The 25,561-nt window shown below is 73.5% G+C and carries 19 protein-coding genes; 9 read left to right on the top strand and 10 right to left on the bottom strand.

Going from position 1 to position 25,561, the window contains the following annotated elements; all coding sequences use genetic code 11:
* The first annotated feature begins 53 nt into the window (after positions 1–53).
* Complete coding sequence (locus H1226_RS01280; protein WP_258345132.1) at positions 54–1,898, top strand: S9 family peptidase; 1,845 nt, start codon at positions 54–56, stop codon at positions 1,896–1,898.
* 57 nt (positions 1,899–1,955) lie between these two features.
* Here H1226_RS01280 and H1226_RS01275 read toward each other — a convergent pair whose 3' ends face one another.
* Positions 1,956–3,776 (bottom strand): ABC transporter ATP-binding protein, encoded by a 1,821-nt coding sequence (locus H1226_RS01275; RefSeq protein WP_258345131.1) that lies wholly within the window; start codon positions 3,774–3,776, stop codon positions 1,956–1,958.
* Between the two features lie 463 nt (positions 3,777–4,239).
* On the opposite strand from H1226_RS01275, the gene H1226_RS01270 reads away from it, so the two are divergent.
* The gene (locus H1226_RS01270) at positions 4,240–5,304 is read left to right on the top strand and encodes an NADH:flavin oxidoreductase/NADH oxidase (protein ID WP_258345129.1); all 1,065 of its coding nucleotides are present in this window, start codon (positions 4,240–4,242) and stop codon (positions 5,302–5,304) included.
* A 111-nt stretch (positions 5,305–5,415) separates the two neighbouring features.
* Here the strand turns inward: H1226_RS01270 and H1226_RS01265 are convergent, their stop codons facing one another.
* On the bottom strand, positions 5,416–5,904 hold the full coding sequence (locus H1226_RS01265) for a Dps family protein (RefSeq protein ID WP_258345127.1): 489 nt from the start codon (positions 5,902–5,904) through the stop codon (positions 5,416–5,418).
* 98 nt (positions 5,905–6,002) lie between these two features.
* Complete coding sequence (locus H1226_RS01260) at positions 6,003–6,563, bottom strand: NADPH-dependent FMN reductase (RefSeq protein ID WP_258345125.1); 561 nt, start codon at positions 6,561–6,563, stop codon at positions 6,003–6,005.
* A gap of 167 nt (positions 6,564–6,730) precedes the next feature.
* Here H1226_RS01260 and H1226_RS01255 point away from each other — a divergent pair, with 167 nt between their 5' ends.
* Positions 6,731–7,813: an alpha/beta hydrolase gene (locus H1226_RS01255; RefSeq protein ID WP_258345123.1), complete on the top strand. Its 1,083-nt coding sequence runs from the start codon at positions 6,731–6,733 to the stop codon at positions 7,811–7,813.
* Between the two features lie 86 nt (positions 7,814–7,899).
* Here H1226_RS01255 and H1226_RS28030 read toward each other — a convergent pair whose 3' ends face one another.
* Both H1226_RS28030 and H1226_RS01245 read right to left on the bottom strand, forming a co-directional pair.
* Positions 7,900–10,392 carry a LuxR C-terminal-related transcriptional regulator gene (locus tag H1226_RS28030; RefSeq protein WP_309148770.1) on the bottom strand — a complete coding sequence of 831 codons (2,493 nt, stop codon included), beginning with the start codon at positions 10,390–10,392 and terminating at the stop codon, positions 7,900–7,902.
* Between the two features lie 77 nt (positions 10,393–10,469).
* Positions 10,470–11,849, bottom strand: a complete 1,380-nt coding sequence (locus H1226_RS01245; protein WP_258345121.1) for an Hsp70 family protein — start codon at positions 11,847–11,849, stop codon at positions 10,470–10,472.
* A 333-nt stretch (positions 11,850–12,182) separates the two neighbouring features.
* On the opposite strand from H1226_RS01245, the gene H1226_RS01240 reads away from it, so the two are divergent.
* From H1226_RS01240 to H1226_RS01230, 3 genes are all read left to right on the top strand, one after another.
* The gene (locus tag H1226_RS01240) at positions 12,183–13,367 is read left to right on the top strand and encodes an IniB N-terminal domain-containing protein (RefSeq protein ID WP_258345119.1); all 1,185 of its coding nucleotides are present in this window, start codon (positions 12,183–12,185) and stop codon (positions 13,365–13,367) included.
* Positions 13,368–13,519: 152 nt separating this feature from the next.
* Positions 13,520–15,331, top strand: coding sequence for a dynamin family protein (locus tag H1226_RS01235; protein ID WP_258345117.1), 1,812 nt, complete (start codon positions 13,520–13,522; stop codon positions 15,329–15,331).
* Positions 15,328–16,806: a dynamin family protein gene (locus H1226_RS01230; RefSeq protein ID WP_258345107.1), complete on the top strand. Its 1,479-nt coding sequence runs from the start codon at positions 15,328–15,330 to the stop codon at positions 16,804–16,806. Before H1226_RS01235 ends, H1226_RS01230 begins: the two co-directional genes overlap by 4 nt.
* Positions 16,807–16,908: 102 nt before the next feature.
* Here the strand turns inward: H1226_RS01230 and H1226_RS01225 are convergent, their stop codons facing one another.
* From H1226_RS01225 to H1226_RS01205, 5 genes are all read right to left on the bottom strand, one after another.
* Entirely contained in the window at positions 16,909–17,442 is a 534-nt protein-coding gene (locus H1226_RS01225) for a Fur family transcriptional regulator (protein ID WP_258345105.1), read from the bottom strand.
* A 115-nt stretch (positions 17,443–17,557) separates the two neighbouring features.
* Positions 17,558–19,030, bottom strand: coding sequence for a gluconokinase (locus H1226_RS01220; RefSeq protein ID WP_258345103.1), 1,473 nt, complete (start codon positions 19,028–19,030; stop codon positions 17,558–17,560).
* Positions 19,031–19,074: 44 nt separating this feature from the next.
* The gene (locus H1226_RS01215; protein WP_258345101.1) at positions 19,075–19,647 is read right to left on the bottom strand and encodes a Uma2 family endonuclease; all 573 of its coding nucleotides are present in this window, start codon (positions 19,645–19,647) and stop codon (positions 19,075–19,077) included.
* A 147-nt stretch (positions 19,648–19,794) separates the two neighbouring features.
* Positions 19,795–20,847: an aspartate-semialdehyde dehydrogenase gene (locus tag H1226_RS01210; protein WP_258345099.1), complete on the bottom strand. Its 1,053-nt coding sequence runs from the start codon at positions 20,845–20,847 to the stop codon at positions 19,795–19,797.
* Positions 20,847–22,112 (bottom strand): aspartate kinase, encoded by a 1,266-nt coding sequence (locus H1226_RS01205; RefSeq protein WP_224957210.1) that lies wholly within the window; start codon positions 22,110–22,112, stop codon positions 20,847–20,849. The genes H1226_RS01210 and H1226_RS01205 overlap by 1 nt, the downstream gene beginning before the upstream one ends.
* A gap of 307 nt (positions 22,113–22,419) precedes the next feature.
* Between H1226_RS01205 and H1226_RS01200 the strand changes: the two genes are divergently transcribed.
* The 3 genes from H1226_RS01200 (at position 22,420) to H1226_RS01190 (ending at position 25,553) form a co-directional block, all read left to right on the top strand.
* Complete coding sequence (locus H1226_RS01200) at positions 22,420–23,661, top strand: glycosyltransferase family protein (protein ID WP_258345093.1); 1,242 nt, start codon at positions 22,420–22,422, stop codon at positions 23,659–23,661.
* A gap of 19 nt (positions 23,662–23,680) precedes the next feature.
* Positions 23,681–24,295: a nitroreductase family protein gene (locus H1226_RS01195; RefSeq protein ID WP_224957208.1), complete on the top strand. Its 615-nt coding sequence runs from the start codon at positions 23,681–23,683 to the stop codon at positions 24,293–24,295.
* A gap of 118 nt (positions 24,296–24,413) precedes the next feature.
* On the top strand, positions 24,414–25,553 hold the full coding sequence (locus tag H1226_RS01190; protein WP_258345092.1) for an aminotransferase class V-fold PLP-dependent enzyme: 1,140 nt from the start codon (positions 24,414–24,416) through the stop codon (positions 25,551–25,553).
* The last annotated feature ends 8 nt before the right edge of the window (positions 25,554–25,561 follow it).

Here is a 25,561-nt window from a genome sequence, read left to right as displayed (position 1 = left end):
CGGGCGGGTGGAAGGGGCGGCGCGGTGTCGGGGACATCGGGCAGGATCGTGGGGTGAGCGAGTACCCAGACGCGAAGATTCCGCAAGAGCTGTTCGACGACGCCGAGCGGGAGGCCCGGTGGCGAGCGCGGTTCAGCGCACCTCGGGTGTCGCTGCCGGATTGGGCGCGGGAAGCGCCGGGCCGCAGCCTGTACGTCTCCAACGCCAGCGGTACCTGGGAGCTGTACGCGTGGGACCGCGACTCCGGTGCGCACCGCCAGGTCACCGACCGTCCGAACGGGACGTTCCACGGCACGCTGTCCGCCGACGGCGCGCGGGTGTGGTGGTTCGACGACACCGACGGCGACGAGTTCGGTTCCTGGGTGAGCGAGGACTTCGCCGCGAGCGGCGGGAAACCGGAACCGGCGCTGCCCGGGACGCACCCCGGCTACCCGGCCGGCTTGGAGCTCGGGCCGACGGTGACCGGGGTCGGCATGTCCACCGACGACGGGGTGACGGTGTGGGTGTCCCGCGCCGGCGGAGCCCCGGAGGTCGTCTACGAGCACGAGCAGGACGGCGGCCTGTCCGCGCTGTCCTGGGACGAGAGCCTGCTGGTGCTGTCGCACTCCGAGCACGGCGACAGCAGGCACCCGGCGCTGCGCGTGCTGCGGGTGGACGGTGCCGCGACCGTCGCGGACAAGTGGGACGGGCCGGGGAAGGGGCTGGACGCGCTGGACTTCGCGCCGGTCGCCGGAGATCCGCGGCTGCTGGTGCTGCACGAGCGGCACGGACGCGAAGAACTGCTGATCTGGGACGTGCTGGCCGACACCGAGCGGGAGATCGACCTCGGCCTGCCCGGTGAGGTGTCCGCGGACTGGTACCCGGACGGCACGGCGCTGCTGATCGCGCACACCCACCACGCGCGGACCACGATGCACCGCTACGACCTGGAGACGGGCGAGCTGGTGGAGCTGGCGACGCCCGCGGGCACCGTCGGCGGCGCCTCGGTGCGCCCGGACCGCTCGGTCGAGTACTCGTGGTCGTCGGCGGCGACGCCGTCGCTGGTGCGGACGCTGCGCGCGGACGGCACCGACGAGGTGCTGCTGACCCCGCCCGGGGAGCGGCCGCCGGGGTCCGAGCCGGTGCGCGACGTGTTCGTGCCCGTCCCGCACGGCCCGAACGAGTCGGTGCACGCGCTGGTGTCCCGGCCGGAGGGCGCGGGCGACGGGCCGGTGCCGACGGTGTTCAACCTGCACGGCGGGCCGCACGCGGCGGACGAGGACCGGTTCTCCGCGTACCGGGCGGCGTGGCTGGACGCGGGCTTCGCCGTCGTCGAGATCAACTACCGGGGTTCGACCGGCTACGGCTCGGCGTGGCGGGACGCGATCGAGGGCAGGCCGGGCCTCACCGAGCTCGCCGACGTCGCGCACGTGCACGACTGGGCTGTGCGGGACGGGCTCACCACGCCCGAGCTGAGCGTGGTCGCCGGGGCGTCCTGGGGCGGCTACCTGACGCTGCTGGCGCTGGGCACCCAGCCGGAGCGGTGGGCGGGCGGTGTCGCCGGGGTGCCGGTCGCCGACTACGTCTCGGCGTACGCGGACGAGATGGAGCCGCTGCGCGCCTACGACCGGGCGCTGTTCGGCGGTTCGCCGGAGGAGGTTCCCGCGGTCTACGAGGAGTGCTCGCCGCTGACCTACGTGGACCAGGTGCGGGCGCCGGTGCTGGTGCTGGCCGGGGACAACGATCCGCGGTGCCCGATCCAGCAGATCCTGAACTACCTGGACCGGCTGGCGCAGCGGGAGGTGCCGTTCGAGTTCTACCGCTACGACGCCGGCCACGGCTCGCTGGTGGTGGCGGAGACCCTGCGCCAGGTCGCCGCGGAGATCCACTTCGCGCGGCGGGCGGTGGGCCGCGCCTGATCCGCTCCGCCCGGCCCGCCGCGCGCGGGCCGGGCGTTCAGCGGATTCCCAGCCGGTTCACGCGCGGCCACCACGGGCGCGCAGCGGATCGGTGAGCCCGGCGGGCCACGGGCGGTGCAGCCGCACGGTGGGCCGGTCGTCGGCCGCCGGGACGGGCAGCTCGCCGCTGAGCACGCGGCTCCGCGGGCGCGCGGGTTCGGCCACCCGCCCGCCGCGCAGCACCACCACCCGGTCGGCGAGCTCGGCCAGTTCCGGGTCGTGGCTGATCAGGATGGTGGTGCGGGTGCGGGACAGCTTGCGCAGCGGCGCGACCACGTTGGCCTTCGACTCGGCGTCCAGGCCGTTCGTGGGTTCGTCGAGCACCAGCACCGGGGTGCGGCGCAGCACCGCGCGGGCGATGGCGATGCGGCGGCGCTGTCCGCCGGACAGCAGCGCGCCGCGCTCGCCGAGGACCGTCTCGTAACCCTCCGGCAGGGCGCGGACGAACTCGTCGGCGTCGGCCTCCCGCGCGGCGGCGACGACCTCGGCCGGGGTGGCGTCCGGGCGGCCGAAGGCGATGTTCTCGGCGACGGTGCCGTGCAGCACGTCCGCCTCCTGCGGGACGAACGCGATCTGGTCGCGCACCACGTGCAGCGGCAGCCGGGTGAGGTCTGCCCCGTCGAGCAGCACCCGCCCCGCCGCCGGGTCGTAGAAGCGCAGCAGCAGCTTCGCCAGCGTCGACTTCCCCACCCCGCTGGGCCCGGTGACCAGCACGAACTCGCCGGGCCGGATGGCCAGCCGGAAGTCGCGGAGCGCGTGCTCCGCCGCCTGCGGGTACCGGAAGGCGACGCGGTCGAACTCGACGGCGCGGCCGGGGCGCCCACCCGGCGGCAGCTGCGCGGTGCCGTCCGGGGCGTCGACCACCGCGGGCCGCGCGTCGAGCAGTTCGACGAGCCGTTCCGCCCCGGCGCGGGCGGCGGTGACCGCCATCGTGATGCGGCCCAGGTCCTGCAGCGGCGGGTACAGGTAGCCGATGTAGGCGGCGAAGGCCATCAGGCCCCCGATGGTGATGCGGTCGGCGGAGATCTCCCAGACCCCGACGCCGATGACCAGCAGGATGCACACCGTCTCGACCACGGTGACCAGCGGCGCGTACGTCGAGGACAGCCGCGCCTCCACCAGCTTGGCGCGGAACCAGCGCATCGAGGCGGCGTGCAGCTTCGCGTCCTGCCGTTGCTGCTGGTTCGCGGATTGCACCAGCTCGACGTGCGAGAGGCCTTCCGCGACGGTGCTCGCGATCTCGCCGTTCGCGGCGCGCTCGGCCCGGGAGGCGTCGCGGATCCCGGCGGAGAACTTCCGGGCCACCAGCCAGAAGGCGGGCGCGAGCGCGAAGGACAGCAGCGCCAGGTCCCAGCGCAGGTACAGCGCGGCCCCCGCGTACAGCACGACGCCGAAAAGAGCGGTTCCCGTTTCCACCACTCCGGAGGCGACGAGCCTTTCCACCGATTCCACGTCACCGGACATCCGGGCGACGAGATCTCCCGTTCTCCGGCGCGCGAAGAAATCGGGCGACAATCGTTGGACGTGCGCGAAGACGTGCGCGCGCAATCGCACGAGGAATCGTTCCGCCGCGCGCGCGGAGAGGTAGGCCCCGCCGAACGAGGCGAGCGCGCCGACCACCGCGATGCCCAGCCAGGCCGCCCCCGGCGCCCAGAAGGCGTCGAGGCTGCCGGCGGCCAGCGCGTCATCGGTGATCAGCATGAACATCCAGATCGCCGCGGTGTCGGCCAGCGCGGCGACCACCAGCAGCACCCCCGCGACCAGCAGTCCGGCCCGTTCCGGGCGCAGGTGCGGGCGGAACCGGGCGAAGATCTCGCGGATCCCCGGCGCAGCGGTCATGATTCACCTCTCCAGTGCGCGATCGCGCGGAACGCCCGGAGGGGCGGCGGCGATGCGGACGCCGCCGACCCTCCGGTGCGGAGTCACTTCCGCGGCTGCTGCGGCCGGCCCGGGGCGGGCTGCTCGGGGCGCGGGAAGTGCGGGCGCTTGCCGGGAACCGGAATGGGGAATCCCATGGTGACCTCCTGGTCGATTCTCTTCTCTGATTTCGCCGGGCCGTTCGGCGCCGACATGAACGAAACTACCGGCGCAATTCGGCGGGAATCGACACGAATGCGCTGCCAATTCCCTGGGAACGAACTGGGTGCGAACCGGAGGTTCCGCCGGGGTCGCGGATTCCCGGGAGGCGCGCGGCCGCCGCCCAGCGGGTTCCCAGCCGCGGCGGGTACGCGGGTGACCCACGTCTCGCGCGTTGTTCCGCTCAGCGCGGAATACCCGCGCGTGCAACTGCGTCATGGGTGTCATGAGCCATCTCTTCGACCCGTTGAAGCTGGGCGCCACCGAGATCCGCAACCGCGTCTGGGTGTCCCCCATGTGCCAGTACTCCGCCGTGGACGGGGTGCCGACCGATTGGCACCTGGTGCACCTCGGCCAGTTCGCCGTCGGCGGCGCCGGGCTGGTCATGGCCGAGGCCACCGCCGTCGCACCCGAAGGCCGCATCAGCGCCGCCGACACCGGGCTGTGGAACGACGAGCAGGTCACGGCCTGGCGCCGGATCACCGACTTCCTGCGCGAGCAGGGCTCCACCCCGGCCGTGCAGCTGGCGCACGCGGGCCGCAAGGCCTCCACCACGGCCCCGTGGGAGGGCGACGGCACGCTGCCCGCGGCCGACGGCGGCTGGCAGACCGTCAGCTCCACGTCGAACGCCTTCGGCGCGCTGGCCGCCCCCCGCGCGTTGACCGAGGACGAGGTCGCCGCGATCCCGCAGCAGTTCGCCGACGCCGCGCGCCGCTCCGCGGAAGCCGGGTTCGAGGTCGTCGAGCTGCACTTCGCGCACGGCTACTTGGCGCACCAGTTCTACTCGCCGCTGGTCAACGACCGCACCGACCGCTACGGCGGTGACTTCGACGGCCGGGTCCGGCTGCTGCTGGAGATCGTCGACGCGGTGCGCGAGGTGTGGCCCGCGGGACGCCCGCTGCTGGCGCGGCTGTCCGCGACGGACTGGGTCGAGGGCGGCTGGACCGGCGACGACTCCGTGCGGCTGAGCCGGCTGCTGGCCGAGCACGGCGTGGACCTCGTCGACGCCTCCACCGGCGGTGCGGTGCCCGACGCGCGGATCCCGGTCGGCTCCGGCTACCAGACCCGGTTCGCGCGGCAGATCAAGCTGGAGGCGGAGGTGCCGACCGGCGCCGTCGGCCTGATCACCTCGCCGCAGCAGGCCGAGGAGGTCGTGTCCTCCGGTTCGGCGGACGTGGTGCTGCTCGGCAGGGAACTGCTGCGCGACCCGCACTGGCCGCTGCACGCCGCCGACGAGCTGCACGCCGAGAACATCTGGCCGAAGCAGTACGTGCGCGCCCGCCGCGCCTGACCGCGCCCCCGTGCCCGCCGGGCGCCGAGCTCGGCGGGCCCCCTCATCGCACGTGGTTCGGCCCGGCGCCCGCTCCGTTCGAGCGAGCACCGGGCCGGGCCGTGCGGGTGGTCAGGACTCCGCGAGCTGGGCCTGCCACATCCAGTGCGACTTCTCCAGCTCCTGCGCGATCGCGATCAGCAGGTCCTGGCTCACCAGGTCGGTCTTGTCCGTCTCGTCGATCCGGCCGCGCAACCGGCGGATGACCGTCGCCAGCGCGTCGACGATGGCGGCGATGACCTCCTTGTCGGTGCGCCAACCGGCCTCGAAGCGCGGCACCCCGGAGGCCTCGGCCACGGTCGACGCCCGGCCGTCCGGGGAGACGCCCAGCGCGGAGGCGCGCTCCGCGACGTCGTCGGCGAAGCCGCGCGCGACCGAGACCAGCTCGTCCAGCTGGAGGTGCACGTCGCGGAAGAAGCGGCCGACGACGTTCCAGTGGGCCTGCTTCGCCACGAGGTGCAGGTCGATCATGTCCAGCAGGGTCCCCTGCAAGGCCTTGCCGGTGATGTCCTGGTCGGAGTCGCCGAGCGGGCTGGAGATCGGGGACTTGGTGGCGGTCATCGCGTACCTCCTCGCACCGGGTGCGCAGTCGGTTCGGGCATGTCCCCCGGTGGTTACCCGCCGAGCCCGCCCGATAATCACCGACCGGCGGTGCGGAGTCAGGAGCGGCGCTGTTCGGCGAACTCAACCAGCTGGATGCCGATGGTGCGCAACGTGGTTCCCAGCTTCGGGTCTGAGCAGGTCCCGTCCGGTTCGAACCGGGCCTCCGATGAGTTGACCGCGGCGCCGAGCGGCGTCGGCCAGCCGCGCAGCGAGTGCACCACCGAGCGCAGCGCCTGCAGCGTGGTCACCGCCGCCTGCCAGCCGTACGCGGCGCCGACGCAGCCGACGGCCCGGCCGTCCAGGTAGGGGCGCTCGTCGGCGCGGAGGTCCTCCGCGTAGTCCAGCGCGTTCTTGATCAGGCCGGAGATGGTGCCGTGGTAGCCGGGCGAGGACAGCACCACCCCGTCCGCCCCGCGCAGCGCGGCGACGAGCTCCCGCGCGGCCTCGGTGCGGTCGGTGAAGTGCGGGTCGTAGAACGGCAGCACCAGGTTCTCGCCGCCGATGGCGCGCACCTCGGCGCCCGCCTCGCGCGCCCCGGCGAGAACGGCGTGCATCGCGCGCTCGGACTGGGAGTCCGGGCGCACCGAACCGCCGATCCCCACCACGGTCACGGTCATCTTCAGATCCTTTCATCGGGGGCCGGCGGTGTCCTGCGGTCGCAGCCGGACGTCGATCACGCTACGACCTCCAGATAACTCGAAGTCAAAGGTCCGCGGCAGTGTCCCGGGTCACGACTACCTGCTAGTAGCCTCCCGGGCACGGTCCGTCCTCGGGAGGTCTTGCCATGTCGAAAGCCGTCGAACTGATCCCGCCCCGGCTGCGCGCGCACGTGCTCGGCGCCGGGTTGCACGCCGCGTTCGCGCTGCCGCGGCCGCTGCGCAGGCTCATCGCGGGAGCGCCGCGGCGGATCGACGGCCAGGAGCTCGCGCTCGACGCCCAGCTGCTGCTGAAGATGCAGGCGCTCACCGGCAGCACCCAGCTCACCAACGGCGACGCCGCCGGGTCCCGAGCGCTGATGGCGGAGTCCACCGCCATCGTCGACCGGGCACCGCTGCCCGGCGTCGCGGTCGGCGAGCGCACCATCCCCACCCCGGACGGCGAGCTCGCGGCGCGGCTGTACCGGCCGCAGTCGCTCACCGAGCACAGCCCGCTGCTGGTGTTCTTCCACGGCGGCGGCTGGGTCATCGGCGACCTGGACAGCCACGACGACCTGTGCCGCTACTTCGCGAAGGCCGCCGGGGTGCGAGTGCTCTCGGTCGGCTACCGGCTCGCACCGGAGGACCCGTTCCCGGCGGCGTTCGACGACGCGATGGCCGCGTTCCGGTACGCGGTCGAGCGGGCCGAGGAGCTCGGCACCCAGCCGGACCGGATCGCGGTCGGCGGGGACAGCGCGGGCGGCAACCTGGCCGCCGCCGTCTCGTACCACGCGACGCGGGCCGGGGGGCCGAAGCCGGCGTTCCAGCTGCTGATGTACCCGGCGCTGGACGCGACGGTGCGGCGGCGCTCCCGGGACCTGTTCAGCAGCGGGCTGCTGCTGTCCGACTCGGACATCACCTGGTTCCTCGACCAGTACGCGGCCCCCGGCACCGACCGCACCGACCTGCGGCTGTCGGTGCTGCTGGCGGACGACCTGAGCGGCCTGCCGCCCGCGCACGTGGTCACCGCCGGGTTCGACCCGCTGCGCGACGACGGCGAGGAGTACGCGCGGCGGCTCGCCGAGGCGGGCGTGCCGGTGGTGGCGCGGCGCTTCGAAGACCTGATCCACGGGTTCGGCAACGTGCGGCAGGCGGGCACCCGGTTCAACGAGGCGCTGAGCGAGATCGCGGGCACCCTCCGCGCCGGGCTGGCCCTCGGCGGCGGGGCCTGAGCTCGACGGCCCGTCCGGGTTCCCGGGCGGGCCGTTCCGCGGGCCGCGGACCGCCGCGGCACCGGTCCGCGCGGTCGGATCCGTGGTCAGGAGTCGAGGATCCCGCGGAGCCGGGCCAGCAGGTCCTCCCGGGAGGACGCGCCCAGGCGCTGCTTGATCCGTCCGATGTGGTGCTCCACCGTCTTCGCCGAGATGAACAGCCGCTTGCCGACCTGCTTGTAGGTGAGCCCGGACAGCACCAGCTCCGCGACCTCCCGCTCGCGTTCGCTGAGCACGCCGTCGCCGGACTCGCCGATGGCGCGCGGGCGGGCCGGTTTGCCCTGCAGCGAGCGGGCGCACTCCAGCAGCCCGAGCATCGTGGGCCGGTCCGCGGTGCGCAGCGCCGCCTGCCCGGCGAGCCGGGCCCCGTCCCAGGTGAGCCCGGCCGCGTGCAGCCCGCGGGCCGCCTGCTCGGCCTGCTCGCGGTCGACCGCTCCGGTGAGCACGTCCTGCCAGGTGCGGGCGGCCGCGGCCATCGCCGCGGACATCGGGTTGTGCCCGGACATCGCCTCCAGCGCGGCCACGTGGGTGCGCACGGTCGCGGCGTCCTCGCTGACCACGGCCGCCTGGAGGCACTTCCAGCGCAGCAGGCCGGTCCACAGCGGTGGGTCGCCGAGCTCGGCGAGCAGGGCGAACGCCGCGTCCAGGTGCGGTTCGACCCAGTCCTGGTCGTGCAGCCGCGCGCAGGACACGGCGAGTTCGCCGAGCGCCAGCAGCCCGAACAGGTCCGCCGGGTGCTCGGCGATGGCCTGCCGGGCGCGGCCGCGGACGGCGTTCAGCGCGGCGGTGTCGTTGTCCCGGTTCGCGATGCCCGCTTCGATCGCGGTGGCCAGCAGCCGGTCCCGCGCCTGCAACGCGTCGGGGGCGGGCGCGGCGGCGTCCAGCGCGGCCCGCGCGCCGAGGGTGTCGCCGCGGGCCAGCGGGATCCACGCGGCGAGCAGCCGGTGCCGCACGGCGAGCATCGGCCCGCCGCTGCCCGCTTCGATGGCGCGCCCCACCACGGAGGCGGCGACGTCGAGCTCGCCGCAGTGCAGCGCGGCGAGGGTGGCGATCGCGGCCGGCGTGTCCGGCACCAGCGCGGCACCGCCGACCGGTTCGGCCAGCGACGCCGACCGGGTCAGCAGGGACAGCGCGGTGACCGGGTTGCCGGTGATCGATTCGCGGATCCCGTCGACGAGCTGGTCGGAGGAACCGGACAGCGAGGTCGGCGGCCCCGGGTCGGGCACCGTCCGCAGCAGCTGCTCGGCTTCGGCGAGCCGCCCGGTGCCGATCAGCGACACGGCCGCGTAGGCGCGGTCGCCGGGCCAGCGCAGGTGCTCGGCGGACCAGCGGCACAACTGCGCGGAGCGGGCCGGCAGTCCGCGGTGGGCGAGCACGCTGGCCGCGACCTGCACGCCCAGCGCCCGGTCCGGGACGGTCTCGTCCACGATCACCGCGTCGGCGAGCCGCAGCGCCTCGTCGAAGTGCCCGGCGATCGCGGCGGCCTTGGCGCGGCGCGCGGCGAGCCGGACGGGCGGGGTCCCGGCGGAGACGGCGGCGTCGAAGAACCGCGAGGACAGCTCCGGCGCCTGCTCGGCCGCTTCCACCCCGGCCTGCTCGTAGGCCTCGGCCATCGTCGGGTCCGCGGCCGAGGTCGTCTCCGAGTCGAGGAACGGGCGCAGCAGCCCCAGCACCGGCCGGCCGCGGTCGAGCTGCACCCGCACCAGCCTGCGGGCGATCGCGATCCGCTCGTCGACGGGTGTGAGCAGCTGCGCCGCGCGGCGCGCCAGCGGCAGCAGCTCGCCCGCCCCGTCGGTGAGCCCGCTGGCGCGGATCGCGGACAGCGCGGGCACCACGTCGGCCGGGTCGAGCGCCAGCAGCCAGGCCAGCACGTCGGGGTGCGGGGCGGCGCCGACGGCGACGGCGCTCGCGCACCGGCCGCCGACCTCGCCCAGGGCGGCGAGCTCGTGCTGGACGTGCTCGACGATGCGGGACGGCACCGAGGCCGGCGTGAGGTGCTGCGGGCTGGTGTCGGCGAGCACGCCCTCCACCAGCCGCGGGACCCCGCCGGTCTGCGCGAGCAACCGGTCGATCCACTCGGCGGGCGGCGCGGTGCCGAGGCCGCGTTCGACGCGGGCGGCGAGGTCGGCGGCGGTGTACCCGGACAGCACGACGGGCGGTCCGGAGCGGTCCAGGACGTGCACGAGTTCGGCGAGCTCCGCGCCGCGCGGCCACGGCCGGTAGGCCACCACCAGCCGCGCCCGCGGGTCGGCGGCGAGCTCGCGCGCGGCGCGCAGCGCGGCGTCGTCGAGCAGGTGCGCGTCGTCGAGCAGCACGGCGGTGCTCGCGGGGTCGGCGCGGCGGACGTCCCGCTCGACCGGCACGCCGGCGGCCCGGTAGGCGTCGGCGAGCTCGTCGAGCAGCGCGGTCTTGCCCGCACCGCCGGCGGCCTGGATCCCGACCTGCACCGGTTCGGCGGGAGCTGCCGCGACGGACTCCCACAACCGGACGGCGCGGGGCCCGGTCACCAGGTCTGGGGCGGTGGCTATCCGGTGGTTCACAGGAGTCCTCGGTTCACGGAGACCTCGATTCGCGGGTCACTCGGCGGGATCACTCTTGGGGGTGGGAGTGGGTTTCGTCAACGCTGCTGGGTCTGGACGGGACTGGTCGGGGTCTGCCCGCCGAACCCCTGCACGATGGTCAGCACCAGGCCGCCGATGATCAGCAGCGCGGCCGCGCCCAGTTTCAGGATCTTGAGCAACCGCTGCCGGTCTTCGTCCGGCGGTTCCAGGTACATCGGTTCGACCTGCACCGGCGGCCGCGGTGGTTCTTCGCGCTCGGGTTCGCCGTCGATGACGTCGAGCCCGCCGGATCCGGGGCCTTCGACGCGGACGAGCACGCTGGTCTCGGCGGCGGACTCACCGCGGTCGCTGACCGCGGACAGCACGCCGACGGCGGAGGCCGCCGCGCCGCGGGCCGCGACGAGTTCCGGTGCCGCGTCCACCTGCGGGGCGCGTTCGAGCCGTTCGGCGACGAGCTGCTTGACCAGCGGGGTGCGCGCGGTGCCACCGGCGAGCACGAGCGCGGCCAGGTCCTCCGGCGCCACCGCCGCGGACTGCACGGCCTGCAGCAGCAGCTCCGGCACCCGTTCCAGGTGCGACCGGACGAGCTGCTCGTAGCGGGGGCGGGACAGGGCGAAGTCGGTGCGCAGCCCGGGAAGTTCGATGCGGACGGTGGTGCCCGGGTGGTAGGACAGCGCTTCCTTGCCGCGGGCGCAGTCGCCCCGCAACGCGACCAGCGCGGCCCGGTGCGCCGGGTCGGACGCGTCGAGCCCGTCGAGCTGGGGGCCGAACTCCGCCAGCAGGTGGGAGAAGATCTCGTCGTCGAGGTCCTGCCCGCTGGGATGCCCGGTGTCCAAGGTGGACCCGACCACGTCGAAACCGGGGCTGCGGCGGCGCAGCACGGTCGCGTCGAAGCCGGTGCCGCCGATGTCGGCGACGGCGACCGCGTCCTGCTCGGCGACCTGCTGCCTGCTGGCGTAGTCGACGGCGACGGCGACCGGTTCGGGCACCAGCGTCACGTCCCGCAGGCCGAGCGCGGCGAGCGCCTGGCGCACCAGGTGGGCGCGGAACGGTCCCCAGGTGGCGCTGTGCGCGAGGGTGATGTGCTCGGCCGGGTGGCCGAGCTGGTGGGCGACGGTGTCGGCGACCCATTCGACGACGGCCGCGACGAGCGCCTGCGCGGAGATGAACTCGCTGCCGACCAGCAGCGGCGCCTCGTCCCCGACCTGGCGGGTGAACCCTCGGACGACCCACTCGTGGTGGGTCAGCTCCTGCTTGCTCGCCTGCTCGCCTGCGACGAACGACCCGTCCTGGACCCGGCACAGCACGGTGGGGACGGTGTGCCCGGCGGCACCGAGCGGCAGCGGGGTGGCCGCACCCCACCTGCCGCCGTCGCGCCGCGCGATGGCGGCGGAGGTGGCCGTGGCCCCCACGTGGATCCCCAGGACGTAAGGCATGCAACCCCTTCCTGCGATCGCCTTCCGGGGTCATCCGGCGGTGCTGGGACGCACGGCCGGGAAGTCCGGCCCCGCGGTCGAGTGACCACCCGATGACGCTCAGGGCCGTCACAACTTAGCGCGTGCTCGATCACGGAGTGCTGACGGATCCCCCCATGGGTCCCCTAGTCGAGGCAGGACCCCCTCCCCTAATAGTGCCCCCAATCACTAGGAGTCGTACCCGATGGCCGTGAGCACACCCCGCAGTAGCGTGCTCGCCGGGAGTGAGGGATCGGGCACGACCTTCACTCGGTCACACGTAACCGAGTTCCGCTGAGCCAGGAGAAAGCAGTCATGACCCACCCTCAGCCGGATGATGCCCCGGGCCGTACCGAGCCCCCCACTGCCACCCCGGGGGCGCACGAAGCGCCCGGCCAGCCGGACGCACCGACGCTGTACGAGTTCCTCACGAGGCTCGTGACCAGCCCGGACGCCCAGGTTGCCTTCGACGCCGATCCGCGCGCCACGCTGGATCACGCCGGACTCGGGGACATGAGCGCGACGGACGTGCTGCACGCATCGTCGCTGGTGCTCGACTACGCGCCGGTCGAGATCGCGGACGAATACGGCCGCTCACTGCAGAGCAGCGTCGAGAAGTTCGCCGCGAGCACCCAGCACGTCGCGATCAACGAATTGCATCCCGCACAGCCACACGAGCAGGAAGTTACGGAACTGAGCATGCTGCCTCCGCACAACACCCCCGCCCCCGCCCCGGCCGACGACGCCGAGCAGAACATCAACGAAGAGACCAACGTCAACATCGAGCAGACCGACTCGCACAACCTGGTCAACGTGCACGACGTGCTCAGCGGCAACGAGATCCTGAGCGGCAACGAGGTCAACGTCGGCAACGTCGTCGGTGACACCACCTCCTCCGCCTTCGCCGGTGGCGACAGCATCGTCGGCACCGTCGGCGACGTCGCCTTCGGCGGCATCAACGAGGTCACCAACACCGTCGACACCACCGTGAACACGGTCGGCAACGTGGCCGGCGGCTCCGCCGACCTGTCGGTCGTCGACGACCTGACCGGCGCGCTGCCGGTCGGCGGCGACGCCGCCTCGGTCGACGCGGGCGCGCTGTCCGGTGTCGCCGGTGGCGCCCTGGACGCCGTGGGCGGCGTGGCCTCCGACGTGCCGGTCGCCGGCGACATCGCGGGCCCGGCCGTCGACACCGTCGGTGGCGTGGCCGGTGGCGCCGTGGGCACCGTCGAGGGTGTCGCGGGCGGCGCTGTGGACACCGTCGGCGGCATCGCCGGTGGCGCCGTGGCCGGCCCGGTGGGCGACGTGGCCTCCGCGCTGCCCGCCCCGGCCGACCTGCCGGTCGTCGGTGACGTGGCCGAGTCCCTCCCCGTCGAGGACGTCGCCTCCCACCTGCCGGCCCCGAGCGACCTGCCGGTCGTCGGCGACATCGCCGGCCCGGCCGTCGAGGACGTCGCCGGTGCGGCCACCTCGGCCCTGCCGCTGGACGGCCTGCTCTGATCCGACCTCCGGTCTGATCAAGGCGAAATGCCCTGAAAGCCGGGTTCGCGCATTCCGCGCGAACCCGGCTTTCGCATTACCACACCACAGTCCTGACACAAGTCACCCGCTCGGGTTTTCCTTTCGCTGTGTAACGGTCCACAATCGCTGCTGTGATCGAGACGGCGATGGTGGAACTGATCGATCGCGCGACCGCGGAATGCGCCGAGCAGCAGCGCCCCGACCTGCACAACCGGCTGCGCCAAATCCGGACGCGCGTTCTGGATCCCGCCCAGCTGGTGCTGGTCGTGGGCGAACCGAAGCAGGGCAAGAGCGAACTGATCAACGCGTTGGTCAACGCATCGGTGTGCGACTCCGGCGACGACGTGACCACGCTCGTGCCCACCCTCGTGCGGCACTCCGACCACCCGACCGCCCAGGTCGTCGAGCAGGAACCCACCGGCGGGCCCGCCGCCCTCGACCGGTTCCCCGTCCCCGTCGAGCAGGTGCGGGAACGCATCGGGCAGGCCATCGGCAACGGCCGACCCGTCAGCCGCGGCGAGGTCGGCATCCCCCGCGCCGTGCTCAAGGACGGCCTGGTGCTGATGGACACGCCCGGCTTCGGCGCCACCTCCAGCACCCTCACCGCCCGCACCCTCGGCGTCGTCGCGGAAGCGGACGTGCTGCTCATCGTCTCGGACGCCACCCAGGAGCTCACCCACAACGAGCTGACCTTCCTGAAGAAGGTCGCCAAGCTGTGCCCGAACGTGGCGCTCGTGCAGCCGAAGACCGACGTCACCCCGCACTGGCGGAAGGTCGTCGAGGTCAACCAGCGGCACCTCGCCGGAGCCGGGATCAACGCCAAGATCTTCCCGGTGTCCTCCACGATCCGGATGCAGGCGATGCACGCGAAGGACGCCGCGCTCAACGCCGAATCCGGCTTCCCGCAGCTGGTCGAATACCTGCGCGGCGAAGCGCTCGGCAAGCACGACCAGCTCACCCGCAGGCTCGTCGCGCAGAACGTCGCCGACGCCGTCGACGAACTCAGCGAGGCGCTGAAGGCCGAACTCGCCGGGCAGAGCCCGCGCACCGCCGCGCAAACATTGATCGAACTGGAAACGGCGCAGCGGCGTTCCGAAGATTTGCGCCGGATCACCGGCCGCTGGCAGAAGGCGCTCAGCGACGGGATCGGCGAACTGTTCGCCGACATCGAATTCGACTTCCGGGAACGGACCTGGGCGATCACCACCCAGATCGGCGAAACCCTGGAGGAAGCCGACCCGGTGCCCGTCTGGGACGACTTCGCCGGTTGGCTCGACGGCGCGCTGCTGACCGCCATCGAGGAGAACTTCAGCTGGCTGGACAGCCGCCGCGAGCAGCTCCGCGACCGGATCACCGACGAGTTCCTGCGCGAGTACCCGGGCGCCCGGCCGCACATCGAGCAGGCACCGCTGCCGGACCCGTTCGACCAGGTCGCCCCGCTCAAGCAGCCCAGCAACGGCACCTACAAGCGGTTCGACCAGGTGCTGACGGGGCTGCGCGGCTCCTACGGCGGCGTGCTCATGTTCGGCTTGATCACCAGCCAGCTCGGGTTGGGGCTGCTGAACGTCGTGACCATCTGCTCGGGCCTGGTGCTGGGCAGCCGGAGCCTCGGCGAGGAGAAGGACGCCCGGCTGCGCCGCCGCCAGGCCGAGGCCAAGACCACCGCGCAGCGCTACGTGGAGAACGTGGTGTTCCACGTGAACAAGGACGCCAAGGACGTCATCCGGGCCACCCACCGCGCGCTGCACCAGCACTTCACCCAGCTCACCGAGGAAGCCCAGATGGAGATCAGCCGAGCCATCCAGGAGATCAAGCGCGTCGCCGAGCGCAGCGCCGTGGACCGCGAGGACCGGGCGCGCGAGATCCGCCGCAAGCTGGAGGAGCTGGCGCTGCTGCGCAGGCGGGCCGGGATGCTGACCGCGAACCGCATCAGCGCGGCATGAGCACGCCCGACCAGCCCCGGAGCGACCTGCTGGAGCGCTCCCGCGCCCTGCTCATCCGCACCATGACGTTATACCGGGACGACCCGCGCACCTCGGCGTGGCTGCGGGGCCGGTTGGAGCGGCTGGACCAGCCGCTGCGCATCGCCGTCAGCGGCCGGGTCGGCTCCGGCAAGTCCACGCTGATCAACGCGCTGGTCGGGCAGGTGCTCGCGCCGACCGCCGCCGAGGAGAGCACCCAGGTCAACACCTTCTACCAGTACGGGCCGGAGTCGCGGATCACCGTGCACACCCCGCACGGCGCGGTGCAGAACGTGCCGGTGACGACGCTGGACCCGGCGACCATCCGCGACCTGCAGCGCTGGCGGCCGGACGAGGTGTCGCGGCTGGTGATCGAAGCGCCCTCCCCCGGATTGCAGGCGATCACGCTGATCGAGACACCCGGGGTGTCGTCCTCGGCGGTGCAGGACACCGGGCGCTCGGCGCTCGCGCAGATCCTCTCCGAGGCGGACGCGGTGCTGTACCTGACCCGCTACCCGCAGCAGACCGACGTGCAGTTCCTGCAATCGGTGCACGAGCTGCAGCTGGCGCGGCGCGCTCCGATCAACACGATCATCACGCTGTCCCGCGCCGACGAGACCGGCAACGGCGGCGGTGGCGCGGTCGCCGCGGCCGAGCGGATCGCGCTGCGCTGGCGGGACGACCCGGTGGTGCGGTCGTTCACCCAGTACGCGATCCCGGTGATCGGGCTGCTGGGGCAGGCCGCGGTCACGCTCACCGCGGAGGACTTCGCCGCGCTGGTGCGGTTGCGGCAGCTCCCGGAGAAGGCGCTGGAGACGCTGCTGCTGTCCTCGGACCGGTTCGCGAACAACCCCACGCCCGAATCGGTGCCGCCGAGTGCGCGCCAGGACCTGATGGACCGCTTCGGCCGGTTCGGGCTGGCGCAGGCGCTGACCGCGCTCGGCGAGGGGATCACCGACCAGAAGAAGCTGAGCGCCGTGCTCCTGGAGGCCAGCAGGCTCAACGACCTGCAGGAAGCGGTGCACCAGCAGTTCGTCGAGCGGCAGGACGTGCTGCGCGCCCGGTCCGCGCTGCTCGCGGTGGACATGGTGCTGCGCGCCAACCCGCGGCCCGGGGTGGGGCAGCTGCACGGCGAGTTCGAGCGGCTGCTGGCGAACGCGCCGGAGTGGGAGGAGATGCGGCTGCTGTCGGCGTTGCAGTCGGGTCAGCTGAGCTTCCCGCGGCCGCTGCAGAACGAGGCGCGGCGGCTGCTCGGCGCGCACGGCCCGAGCGCGGCCGCCCGGCTCGGCCAGGAACCGGACACCCTGGAAGCGATCCTGGCGGACGAGGCGGGGGCGGCGCTGGCGCGCTGGCGGGACCAGGCGGTGAACCCGTTGCACGACCGCGCGCACCGGGACGCCGTGCGGGTGGTGCTGCGCAGCTGCGAACGGCTCATCGCCTCGCGCATGCACCGCTGAGCGCCCGGCTCCGGACCCCGTCGAGCGCCGGAACGCGCCGGGAGCCCGGCCCCGGTCCAGGCCCGGGAACCCGGGCCTGGACCTTGTGGTGGGATGCCGCAGTCAGCGGCGAGGGGCGGTTCGGTCGCCCCGGTCGGTGCCGGCGAGCCGGTCGTCGCCGGTGGGGTCCGCGTCCGGACGGCAGTCCGGGCACAGCCCCCAGAACACGATCTCGGCCTCGTCCACCGCGAACCCGGCCGGATCGACCGGGTCGAGGCAGGGCGCGGCGCCGAGCGCGCAGTCGACGTCCTCGGTCCGCCCGCACGCCCGGCACACCAGGTGGTGGTGGTTGTCGGCGGTCCGGGACTCGAACCGGGCGGGATGCCCGGCCGGTTCGATCCGCCGCAGCAGTCCGGCGTCGGTGCAGGCGTGCAGCACGTCGTAGACGGCCTGGGTGGAGACCGAGCCCAGTTCCGGCCGCACCGCGTTCGCCGCCTGGTCGGCGGTCGAGTGCGGGTGACCGGCCAGCCAGCGCAGCACCGCGATCCGCGGCCGGGTGGCCCGCAGCCCGCTGGCGCGCAACCGCTCGCGGAGGCGGGCCGAGTGCCCGTCCGCGTGGTCGACGCCCCTGGTCGCGGGGCCGCTGCGCTGGTTCATGGCCCCACCATTGTGCCACGAAAAAACTGGAACGAGTCAAAAGAGCCCCGTCCGGCCCAGCGGTGCCCGATCGCCCCGCCCGCGCCCGTGGTCGAACGGGCCGCGCGGAGCCCGATCACAGGTCGAGTTCGCGGAGGGTGCCGTGCAGCCGGTCGATCAGGGGGCGGCGGCGGGCCAGCAGCGCCGCGGCCTCCGGGTCGGGGTGCGCGGTCCGCTCCGGCCGCACCAGGCGGGCCGCGTGTTGCAACGAGTCGAGCTCGCCGAGCGCCCGCCAGCCCAGCAGCACCGCTCCCAGCCCGGAGCCGCCGCTGCTGTCGGTGAGCTCCAGGTCCATGTCCAGCGCCGCCGCGATCGCCGCCGACCACACCTCGCTGCGGAACCCGCCGCCGGTGGCCCGCACCGCGCGCACCTCGGCGCCCGCGTCGAGCACCGCCTCCTTCACCAGCGCCAGCTGCTGCGCCACGCCCTCCACGACGGCCCGGGTGATCTCGGCGCGGCCGTGCGAGCGGCGCAGGCCCACCAGCGCACCGGTCAGCCCCGCCTCCCACCACGGCGCCCGCTCCCCCAGCAGGTAGGGCAGCGCGAGCAGCCCGTCGGCGCCGGGCGGCACCGCCAGCGCCTCGTCGAGGAGGTCGGCGACGTCCACGCCGAACGCCTCCGCGGCCCACTGCCCGACGACGGCGCCGTTGCTCACCGCACCGCCGATCACCCACAGCCCGTCGGCGAGGGCGTAGCTGAACGTGCGGCACCCCGCGTCCACGCCGGGCCGGTCCCGCACCACGCGCAGCGCCCCGCTGGTGCCCAGCGACAAGCCGGCCACGCCCGGGCTGATCGCCCCGGTGCCGAGGTTCCCCAGCGGCCCGTCCCCGCCGCCCAGCGCCACCGGCAGCCCCGACGGCAACCCGGTGGCCGCCGCCATCGACGCGGTCAGCGGCAGCACGTCCGTCGGCGCGAGGATCCGCGGCAGCTGCTCGGCGCGGACCCCCGCCACCTCCAGCGCCGGGCCGTACCAGTCGAGCGCGTGCACGTCCTGCAACCCGCTGCCGGAGGCCAGCGAGGAATCGGTGGTGAACCCGTCGGCGAACGCGCCGAACACGTAGTCCTTCAACGCGCACCAGCGCTCGACGCCGCGCACCAGCTCCGGCCGCTCCCCGGTCAGCCAGGCGAGCTTCACCATCACCGACTGGGTGTGCACCGGCGTGCCGGTGGCCCGGTGCAGCTCGGCGGCGGACGGGTCGGCGCGCAGCCGCACGGCGACGTCCGCGGCGCGGGTGTCGGCCCAGTTGAACGCGGGGGTGGCGGGTTCTCCCGCCGAGTCGAGGCCGACGAGGGTGTGCATGGCGGTGCTGAACGACAGCCCGCGCACCTCGTGCCCGTGCTCGCGGGCCCAGCTCGCGCACTCGGTGAGCGCCCGCACGGCGGCGTCGCGCACCTGCCGCGGGTCCTGCGTCGCCTCGCCGGTCTCCTCGGTGCGCAGCGGGTAGCCGCGCTCGGTCCGGTGCAGCACCTCCGCGTCCGCGGTGGCGGCCACCACCTTCGTCGCCGTGGTGCCGAGATCGATGCCGAGGACGACGGGTGCGGAGCTCATGCCCCCAACCTAACCGGGCGCGGTGGCGGGTCCCCGCGTGCCGGTCAGCGGCCCGGGAGGCGCCGGACCAGGTTCTGGAGGTCGAGTGCGAGATCGAAGGGCGCGGTCGTCTTGAAGGTTCCCGCCCCGTCGAAGCAGGTCTCGTAGCCGCCGTCGACCAGCCGGTACGCGGTCAGGCTCACCGGTTCGTCGATGTCGACGACCCAGTAGTGCGGAATCCCCGCCCGCGCGTACTCGTAGGGCTTGACGATGCGGTCGGTGCTCCGCGATCCGGGGGAGACGACTTCCAGCGCCACCGCGACCACGTTCGCGTGCACCCGGTTCGGGTTGAGGTCGACCACGGAGGTGGGGACGATCACCGCGTCGGGGGTGCGCACCGTCGGCGGCCACGTGGCGTCGAGCGCCACCTGCGCCGGACCGATCGCCTCCCACTCCGCCGACAGCTGCGCGGTCAGCGCGCGGGTGAGCGCGTGCACGGCTCGCTGGTGCAGCAGGGCTGCTTTCGGGGACACCTGCAGGACGCCTTCCTGGAGCTCGTGGTGTCGCGAGTCGTCCTCCGGAAGCTCGTCGAACTCGGCCAGCGTCAGCAGGTGGTCGGGCCACCTCGTCCCGGGCATGCCCCTGCATCGGCACGTCCGGACGGCAGCTCGAGCGGATCGACCGCAAGATCACCAGGCCGGGTGGTGGGCTCCACCCACTCGTGAGAGTAGAAGGGCGCCTCCCTCCCGACCAGGAGGAAGGCGCCCGTCAGCGAGTCCGCGAGATCACTTCACCAGCGTCTCGGCGATCTCGTAGGTGTTCAGCGCGGCCCCCTTGCGCAGGTTGTCCCCGCACACGAAGAAGTCCAGCGAGTTGCTGAAGTCCAGCGACTGCCGCACCCGGCCCACGTAGGTCGGGTCGGCGCCGACCACGGCCGCCGGGGTCGGGAACTCCAGCTCCTCCGGGTCGTCCTGCAGCACGATCGTCGGCTGCGCCTCGAACACGCGGTGCGCTTCGGCGACGGAGACCTCGCGCTCGAACACGGCGTGCACCGCGAGCGAGTGCGTGGTGACGACGGGGACGCGCACGCAGGTCGCGGAGACCTTCAGGTCCGGGATGCCGAGGATCTTGCGGGACTCGTTGCGGACCTTCAGTTCCTCGGAGGTCCAGCCGTCGTCCTTGCGGGAACCCGCCCACGGCACCACGTTCAGCGCCAGCGGCGCCTTGAACGGCGTCTCCGCCGGGAGCCCGGCCGCGGCCAGCGCCTCGGCGACGTCCCCGGCGCGCTCCCCGACCTGCTTGCCGGCCAGCGCCGCGATCTCGGCGTGCAGCCGGTCGATGCCTTCCTGGCCCGCGCCGGACGCGGCCTGGTAGGAGGACACCACCAGTTCCTTGAGCCCGAACTCGCGGTGCAGCGCACCGAGCGCGGCCATCATGGACAGCGTCGTGCAGTTCGGGTTGGCGATGATGCCGCGCGGGCGCTGGTGCACCTGCTCCGGGTTGACCTCCGGCACCACCAGCGGGACCTCGGGGTCCAGCCGGAACGCCCCGGAGTTGTCGACGGCGATCGCACCGCGCTCGGCGGCGATCGGCGCCCACCGCTCGGAGATCTCGTCCGGCACGTCGAACAGCGCGATGTCCACGCCGTCGAACGCCTCCGGGGCGAGCTCCACCACGGTCAGCTCCTGGCCGCGCACGGTGATCTTCTTGCCCGCGGAGCGCGCGGAGGCGATCAGCCGGATCTCGCCCCACGGCACGGATTCGCGGTGGTCGATGATGTCGATCATGACGGTGCCGACGGCACCGGTGGCGCCGACGATCGCGACGGTGGGTGCCATCAGATACCACTCCCCGCGTACACCACGGCCTCTTCCTCGCCACCGAGCTCGAAGGCGCCGTGCAGCGCGCGCACCGCGTCGTCCAGCTGGGTGTCCCGGATCAGGACCGAGATCCGGATCTCCGAGGTGTTGATGATCTCGATGTTGACGCCGGCGTTGGACAGCGCCTCGCAGAACGTGGCCGTCACCCCGGGGTGCGAGCGCATCCCCGCGCCGACCAGCGAGACCTTGCCCACGTGGTCGTCGTAGACGACCTCCTCGAACCCGACCTCGTCCTTGATCTTCTCCAGCTCGGCGACGGCCTCCGAACCGTTGTCCCTGGCCACGGTGAACGTGATGTCGGTGCGCCCGGAGCTGCTGCCCGAGACGTTCTGCAACACCATGTCGATGTCGACCTCGGCGTCCGCGACCACGCGGAAGATCTTGCCCGCCACGCCTCGGTTGTCCGGCACACCGCGCACGGTGACCTTGGCCTCCGACCGGTCGTGCGCGACGCCGGTGATCATCGCCTGTTCCACGGAAAGGTCCTCCACTGAGCCGGACACGATCGTTCCGGGCTTGGGTGAGTACGACGAGCGGACGTGCAGCGGGACGCCGTAGCGGCGGGCGTACTCGACCGCGCGCAGGTGCAGCACCTTCGCGCCGGTCGCGGCCATCTCCAGCATCTCCTCGTAGGTGACGCGCTCCAGGTGCTTCGCGTTCGGCACGATCCGCGGGTCTGCGGTGTACACGCCGTCGACGTCGGTGTAGATCTCGCACACGTCGGCGTTCATGGCCGCCGCCACCGCCACCGCGGTGGTGTCCGAGCCGCCCCGGCCGAGCGTGGTGATGTCCTTGGTGTCCTGCGCGACGCCTTGGAAACCGGCGACGAGCACCACCTGCCCCTCGGCGAGCGCCTCCTGCACCCGGCCCGGGGTCACATCGATGATCCGCGCGTTCTGGTGCGCCGAAGTGGTGATCACCCCGGCCTGCGAGCCGGAGAACGACCGGGCCTGCTCGCCGAGCGCCTCCACCGCCATCGCGACGAGCGCGTTCGAGATCCGCTCCCCCGCGGTCAGCAGCATGTCCAGCTCCCGCTCGGGCGGGGACGGGTTCACCTGCTGCGCCAGGTCGAGCATCTCGTCGGTGGTGTCGCCCATCGCCGAGCACACGACCACGACGTCATTGCCCGCCTTGCGGGTCTCCACGATGCGTTCGGCGACCTTTTTGATCCGGTCGGCACTTTCCAGCGAGGAACCGCCGTACTTCTGGACGACGAGCGCCACGTGAAACTAACCTCCTCGCGCCGTTCCTCGGGTATGGGTGCCCGGAGGAAGCGGTCGTCCCGGGTGCGGGAGTGGTCCCGCACTGACGCCGGTGGACGAAGAGCACCAGCGCGGCCACACCGAGTTAGTCGGCGCACCGGGGAGCCCCGCGACCAGCGAGAAGCAGCTTCGACCCGGCAGGTCGAGCGGCCCGTGACTGGTCGCTCCGCTGCTGCGCCAGCCTACCGAACCGTTACCGCCCAGACCCATAGCCGTGACTGACGACTAACCTGTCAGGCCGGTTTGTCGACAAGGGCGGAGGAGCGGGTTGTCCACCACTCCGGAGGCGGTCGGGCCACGACATCCCCAGCCCGCCGAGAGCATCCACGACCAGCGAGAACGTCCCGCCCAGCGGTGGTGGGAACGGGCCCGCGACGGGGCCGCGGACCTCGGCGCCCGGTGGGCCTTCCTGGCACCCGGTGTGGTTTACCTCGCAATCCGGCTGTTCGGCCTGCTGGTGCTCAGCTGGCTGTCGGCGGCCAACGACGAGACCCTCCGCGACAACCTGCGCGCCTGGGACGGCGAGTGGTACCTGGAGATCGCCGCGCACGGCTACGGCGGCGTCTCGGACAGCATGGTCGACGGCTACGGCCACCGGTCCCCGGAGACGCCGCTGGCGTTCTTCCCCGGCTACCCGGTGCTGGTGCGGCTGGTGCGCTCGTTCCCCGGCTTCGGGCTGGACGGGGCCGCCACGACGGTGAGCCTGATCGCCGGGATCGTCGCCGCCTACGGCCTGGCCCGGATCGGGCGCTCCGTCGGCGGCACCCGCGGAGCGGGGCTGTTCCTGGTGGCGCTGTTCGCGGCCTCGCCGATGTCGGTGACGCTGTCCATGGCCTACTCGGAGGCGCTGTTCTGCGCGCTGGCGGTGTGGGCGCTGGTGGGGGTGCTGGAGCGGAACTGGGCGCTCGCCGGGCTGTGCTGCGCGGCCTCCGGGCTGGTGCGGCCGACCGCGGCGGCGTTGATCGGCGTCGTGGGGCTCGCCGCGCTCGTCGCGCTGTTCCGGCGCGAGGACGGGTGGCGGCCGCTGCTCGGCGCGGTGCTCGCGCCCGCGGGCATGGTGCTGTACGTGGGGTGGGTCGCGGTGCAGACCGGGGAGCTCGGCGGCTACTTCGCGCTGCAGCAGCGCGGCTGGTCCTCCGCGTTCGACGGCGGGGTCGCGACCGGGAAGTTCATGCTCGAAACGCTGTCCGAGAACAAGTCCGTGCTGGAGACGTTCACGGTGTGGATCGTGCTCGCCGCGCTGGTGCTGCTGGTGCTGTGCGTGCGGGCGCGGATGCCGTGGCCGCTGGTGCTGTTCGCGTTCGCGGTGCTGGCGATGGACCTCGGCTCGGACGGGCTGATGTACTCGAAGGTGCGGCTGCTGCTGCCCGCGTTCCCGCTGCTGATCCCGGTGGCGATCGGGTTGGCGAACCGGCGCACGACGACCGCCGTGTGCTCGACGGTGCTGATCGTGTGCTTCGGCGCCTGGTTCGGGGCGTACGCGCTGACGGCGTGGTCGTACGCGATCTGACGGTGAACAGGAGGCCGGAGTGACCGAGGTGTTCGAGATCCCGGACGGCAAGGCGGCCGACTCGTCGGCGCCGCTGCACCCGCTGCTCGCGGCGCGGTGGAGCCCGCGGGCGCTGGACCCGGCGGCGGAGCTCGGCGACGGGGAGCTCCGCGCGCTGTTCGAGGCGGCCCGCTGGGCGCCGTCCTGGGGCAACACGCAGCCCGCCCGGTTCCTCGCCGGGCGCCGCGGCGAGCCGGTGTTCGACCGCATCCACGGCACGCTCTCCCGCGGCAACAAGGGGTGGGCCGCGGCGGCGGCCGCGCTGGTCGTCGGGCTCGCGCGGACCACCGACGACGAGGGGGAACCGCTGCCCTACGGCGAGTACGGGGTGGCGCTCGCGGCGCAGAACCTGGTGCTGCAGGCCGTCGCGGAGGGCCTGGTCGCCCACCAGATGGCCGGGTTCGACCGGGACGCGGTGCGCGCCGAGTTCGCGGTGCCGGACGGCTTCGAGCCGGTCGTGGCGATCGCGGTCGGCAGGCTCGGCTCCGCCGACGGCATGCCGGACCGGCTCCGGGAGAAGGAGGCCGCACCGCGCTCCCGCAAGGCGCTGGCGGACCTGGTGTTCACCGAGCGGTGGGGCGAACCGCTGTTCTGAATCCGGCGCCCCGGTCTGTTTTCGCAGGCCCGCGACGTCCCCCGACCGGCCCGGATCGGGGGAGCAGAACGGTCCGGGCAGTGACGCGCGGTAGATCGGTGGGGTATGACTCTCACTCGTGTGGACGAGCCCGAGAGCGGCCGCGGAGGCGCTGGACCGCGCCGACGAGCTCGCCGCGCTGCGCGCCCGCTACGCCCTGCCCGCGGGGGTGATCCGGCTCGACGGCACCAGCGGCGGGCCGCGGCCGCGCGCCACCTCGGCCCGGCTTCGCGAGTTCGTCGAGAACCGGCGGGAGCTCCGCGCCCCCGAACCGCAGATCGACGCGGGGCTGCACCGGCAGGCCCGGCTCGCGGCGGCCGAGCTGGCGCCGCTGATCGGAGCGCTGCCCGCGGAAGTCGTGGTCGCCGATTCGGCGTCGATGAACCTGTTCAACGCGCTGCGCGCGGCGGCGGCGCTGCGGCCCGGGCGGCGGGTGCTGGCGGTGGGGCGGCACGACTTCGCCGCGGACCACTACTTGGCCCGCTCGGCCGCCGATTCCGCCGGGTGCGAGCTGCGCTTCGTGGACGATCCGGCCGAGCTGCCCGCGCAGCTCGACGACCAGGTGGCGGTGGTCGCGCTCTCGCACGTCGACCCGCTGTCCGGGGAGGTGCGCGATGCGGCGGAGCTGACCGCCCTGGCGCACCGGCGCGGTGCGCTGTCGCTGTGGGACCTGAGCCATTCCGCGGGCGCGGTGCGGGTGGACCTGCGCGGCTGGGCCGCGGATTTCGCCGTCGGCTGCGGATACCGGTACCTCGGCGGGGGCTCCGGGGCGCCCGGCTTCTCGTTCGTCGCGCAGCGGCGGCGCGCGGAGCTCGCCGAGGTGGCGCCCGGCCGCGGCGGGTTCGGGGCGATGCCGCCGACGTTCTCGATCACCGAGCTGCGGGCCGGGCTGGCCGCGCTGTCCGGGGCGGACCCCGGGTCGCTGGCCGCGAAGTCGACCGGGCTGGCCGAGTTCTTCGTGCGCTGCCTGCGGGACCTGCCGGTGGCAGTGGCACCGGTGCCGGTGTCCGGCGCGGGGCGCGGCGCGCACGTGTGCGTGATGCACCGGCGCGCGCACGACGTGGCGCAGGAGCTGTCGTCCCGCGGGGTGGTCGTGGACCTGGCCGGGCCGGGCCGGCTGCGCTTCGGCTTCGCCCCGACGTGGTTGCGCTACGCGGACGTCCAGGAGGCGGCCGACCACTTCGGAGCGGTCCTGGCGGAACTCGCCCAGCGCCGCTGATCCGTCCG

It is taken from the genome of Saccharopolyspora gregorii, assembly GCF_024734405.1.
GTDB lineage: Bacteria > Actinomycetota > Actinomycetes > Mycobacteriales > Pseudonocardiaceae > Saccharopolyspora_C > Saccharopolyspora_C gregorii.
This window is presented reverse-complemented; position numbering and strand designations above follow the sequence as displayed.

Excerpts from the sequence above, each read along its gene's own strand:
- H1226_RS01240 (WP_258345119.1), top strand. The coding sequence starts at position 12,183 with ATGACCCACCCTCAGCCGGATGATGCCCCGGGCCGTACCGAGCCCCCC.
- H1226_RS01225 (WP_258345105.1), bottom strand. The coding sequence starts at position 17,442 with ATGAACCAGCGCAGCGGCCCCGCGACCAGGGGCGTCGACCACGCGGAC.
- H1226_RS01260 (WP_258345125.1), bottom strand. The coding sequence starts at position 6,563 with ATGACCGTGACCGTGGTGGGGATCGGCGGTTCGGTGCGCCCGGACTCC.
- H1226_RS01215 (WP_258345101.1), bottom strand. The coding sequence starts at position 19,647 with ATGCCCGGGACGAGGTGGCCCGACCACCTGCTGACGCTGGCCGAGTTC.
- H1226_RS01265 (WP_258345127.1), bottom strand. The coding sequence starts at position 5,904 with ATGACCGCCACCAAGTCCCCGATCTCCAGCCCGCTCGGCGACTCCGAC.
- H1226_RS01220 (WP_258345103.1), bottom strand. The coding sequence starts at position 19,030 with ATGAGCTCCGCACCCGTCGTCCTCGGCATCGATCTCGGCACCACGGCG.
- H1226_RS01245 (WP_258345121.1), bottom strand. The coding sequence starts at position 11,849 with ATGCCTTACGTCCTGGGGATCCACGTGGGGGCCACGGCCACCTCCGCC.
- H1226_RS01275 (WP_258345131.1), bottom strand. The coding sequence starts at position 3,776 with ATGACCGCTGCGCCGGGGATCCGCGAGATCTTCGCCCGGTTCCGCCCG.
- H1226_RS01255 (WP_258345123.1), top strand. The coding sequence starts at position 6,731 with ATGTCGAAAGCCGTCGAACTGATCCCGCCCCGGCTGCGCGCGCACGTG.
- H1226_RS01230 (WP_258345107.1), top strand. The coding sequence starts at position 15,328 with ATGAGCACGCCCGACCAGCCCCGGAGCGACCTGCTGGAGCGCTCCCGC.
- H1226_RS01210 (WP_258345099.1), bottom strand. The coding sequence starts at position 20,847 with ATGGCACCCACCGTCGCGATCGTCGGCGCCACCGGTGCCGTCGGCACC.
- H1226_RS01270 (WP_258345129.1), top strand. The coding sequence starts at position 4,240 with ATGAGCCATCTCTTCGACCCGTTGAAGCTGGGCGCCACCGAGATCCGC.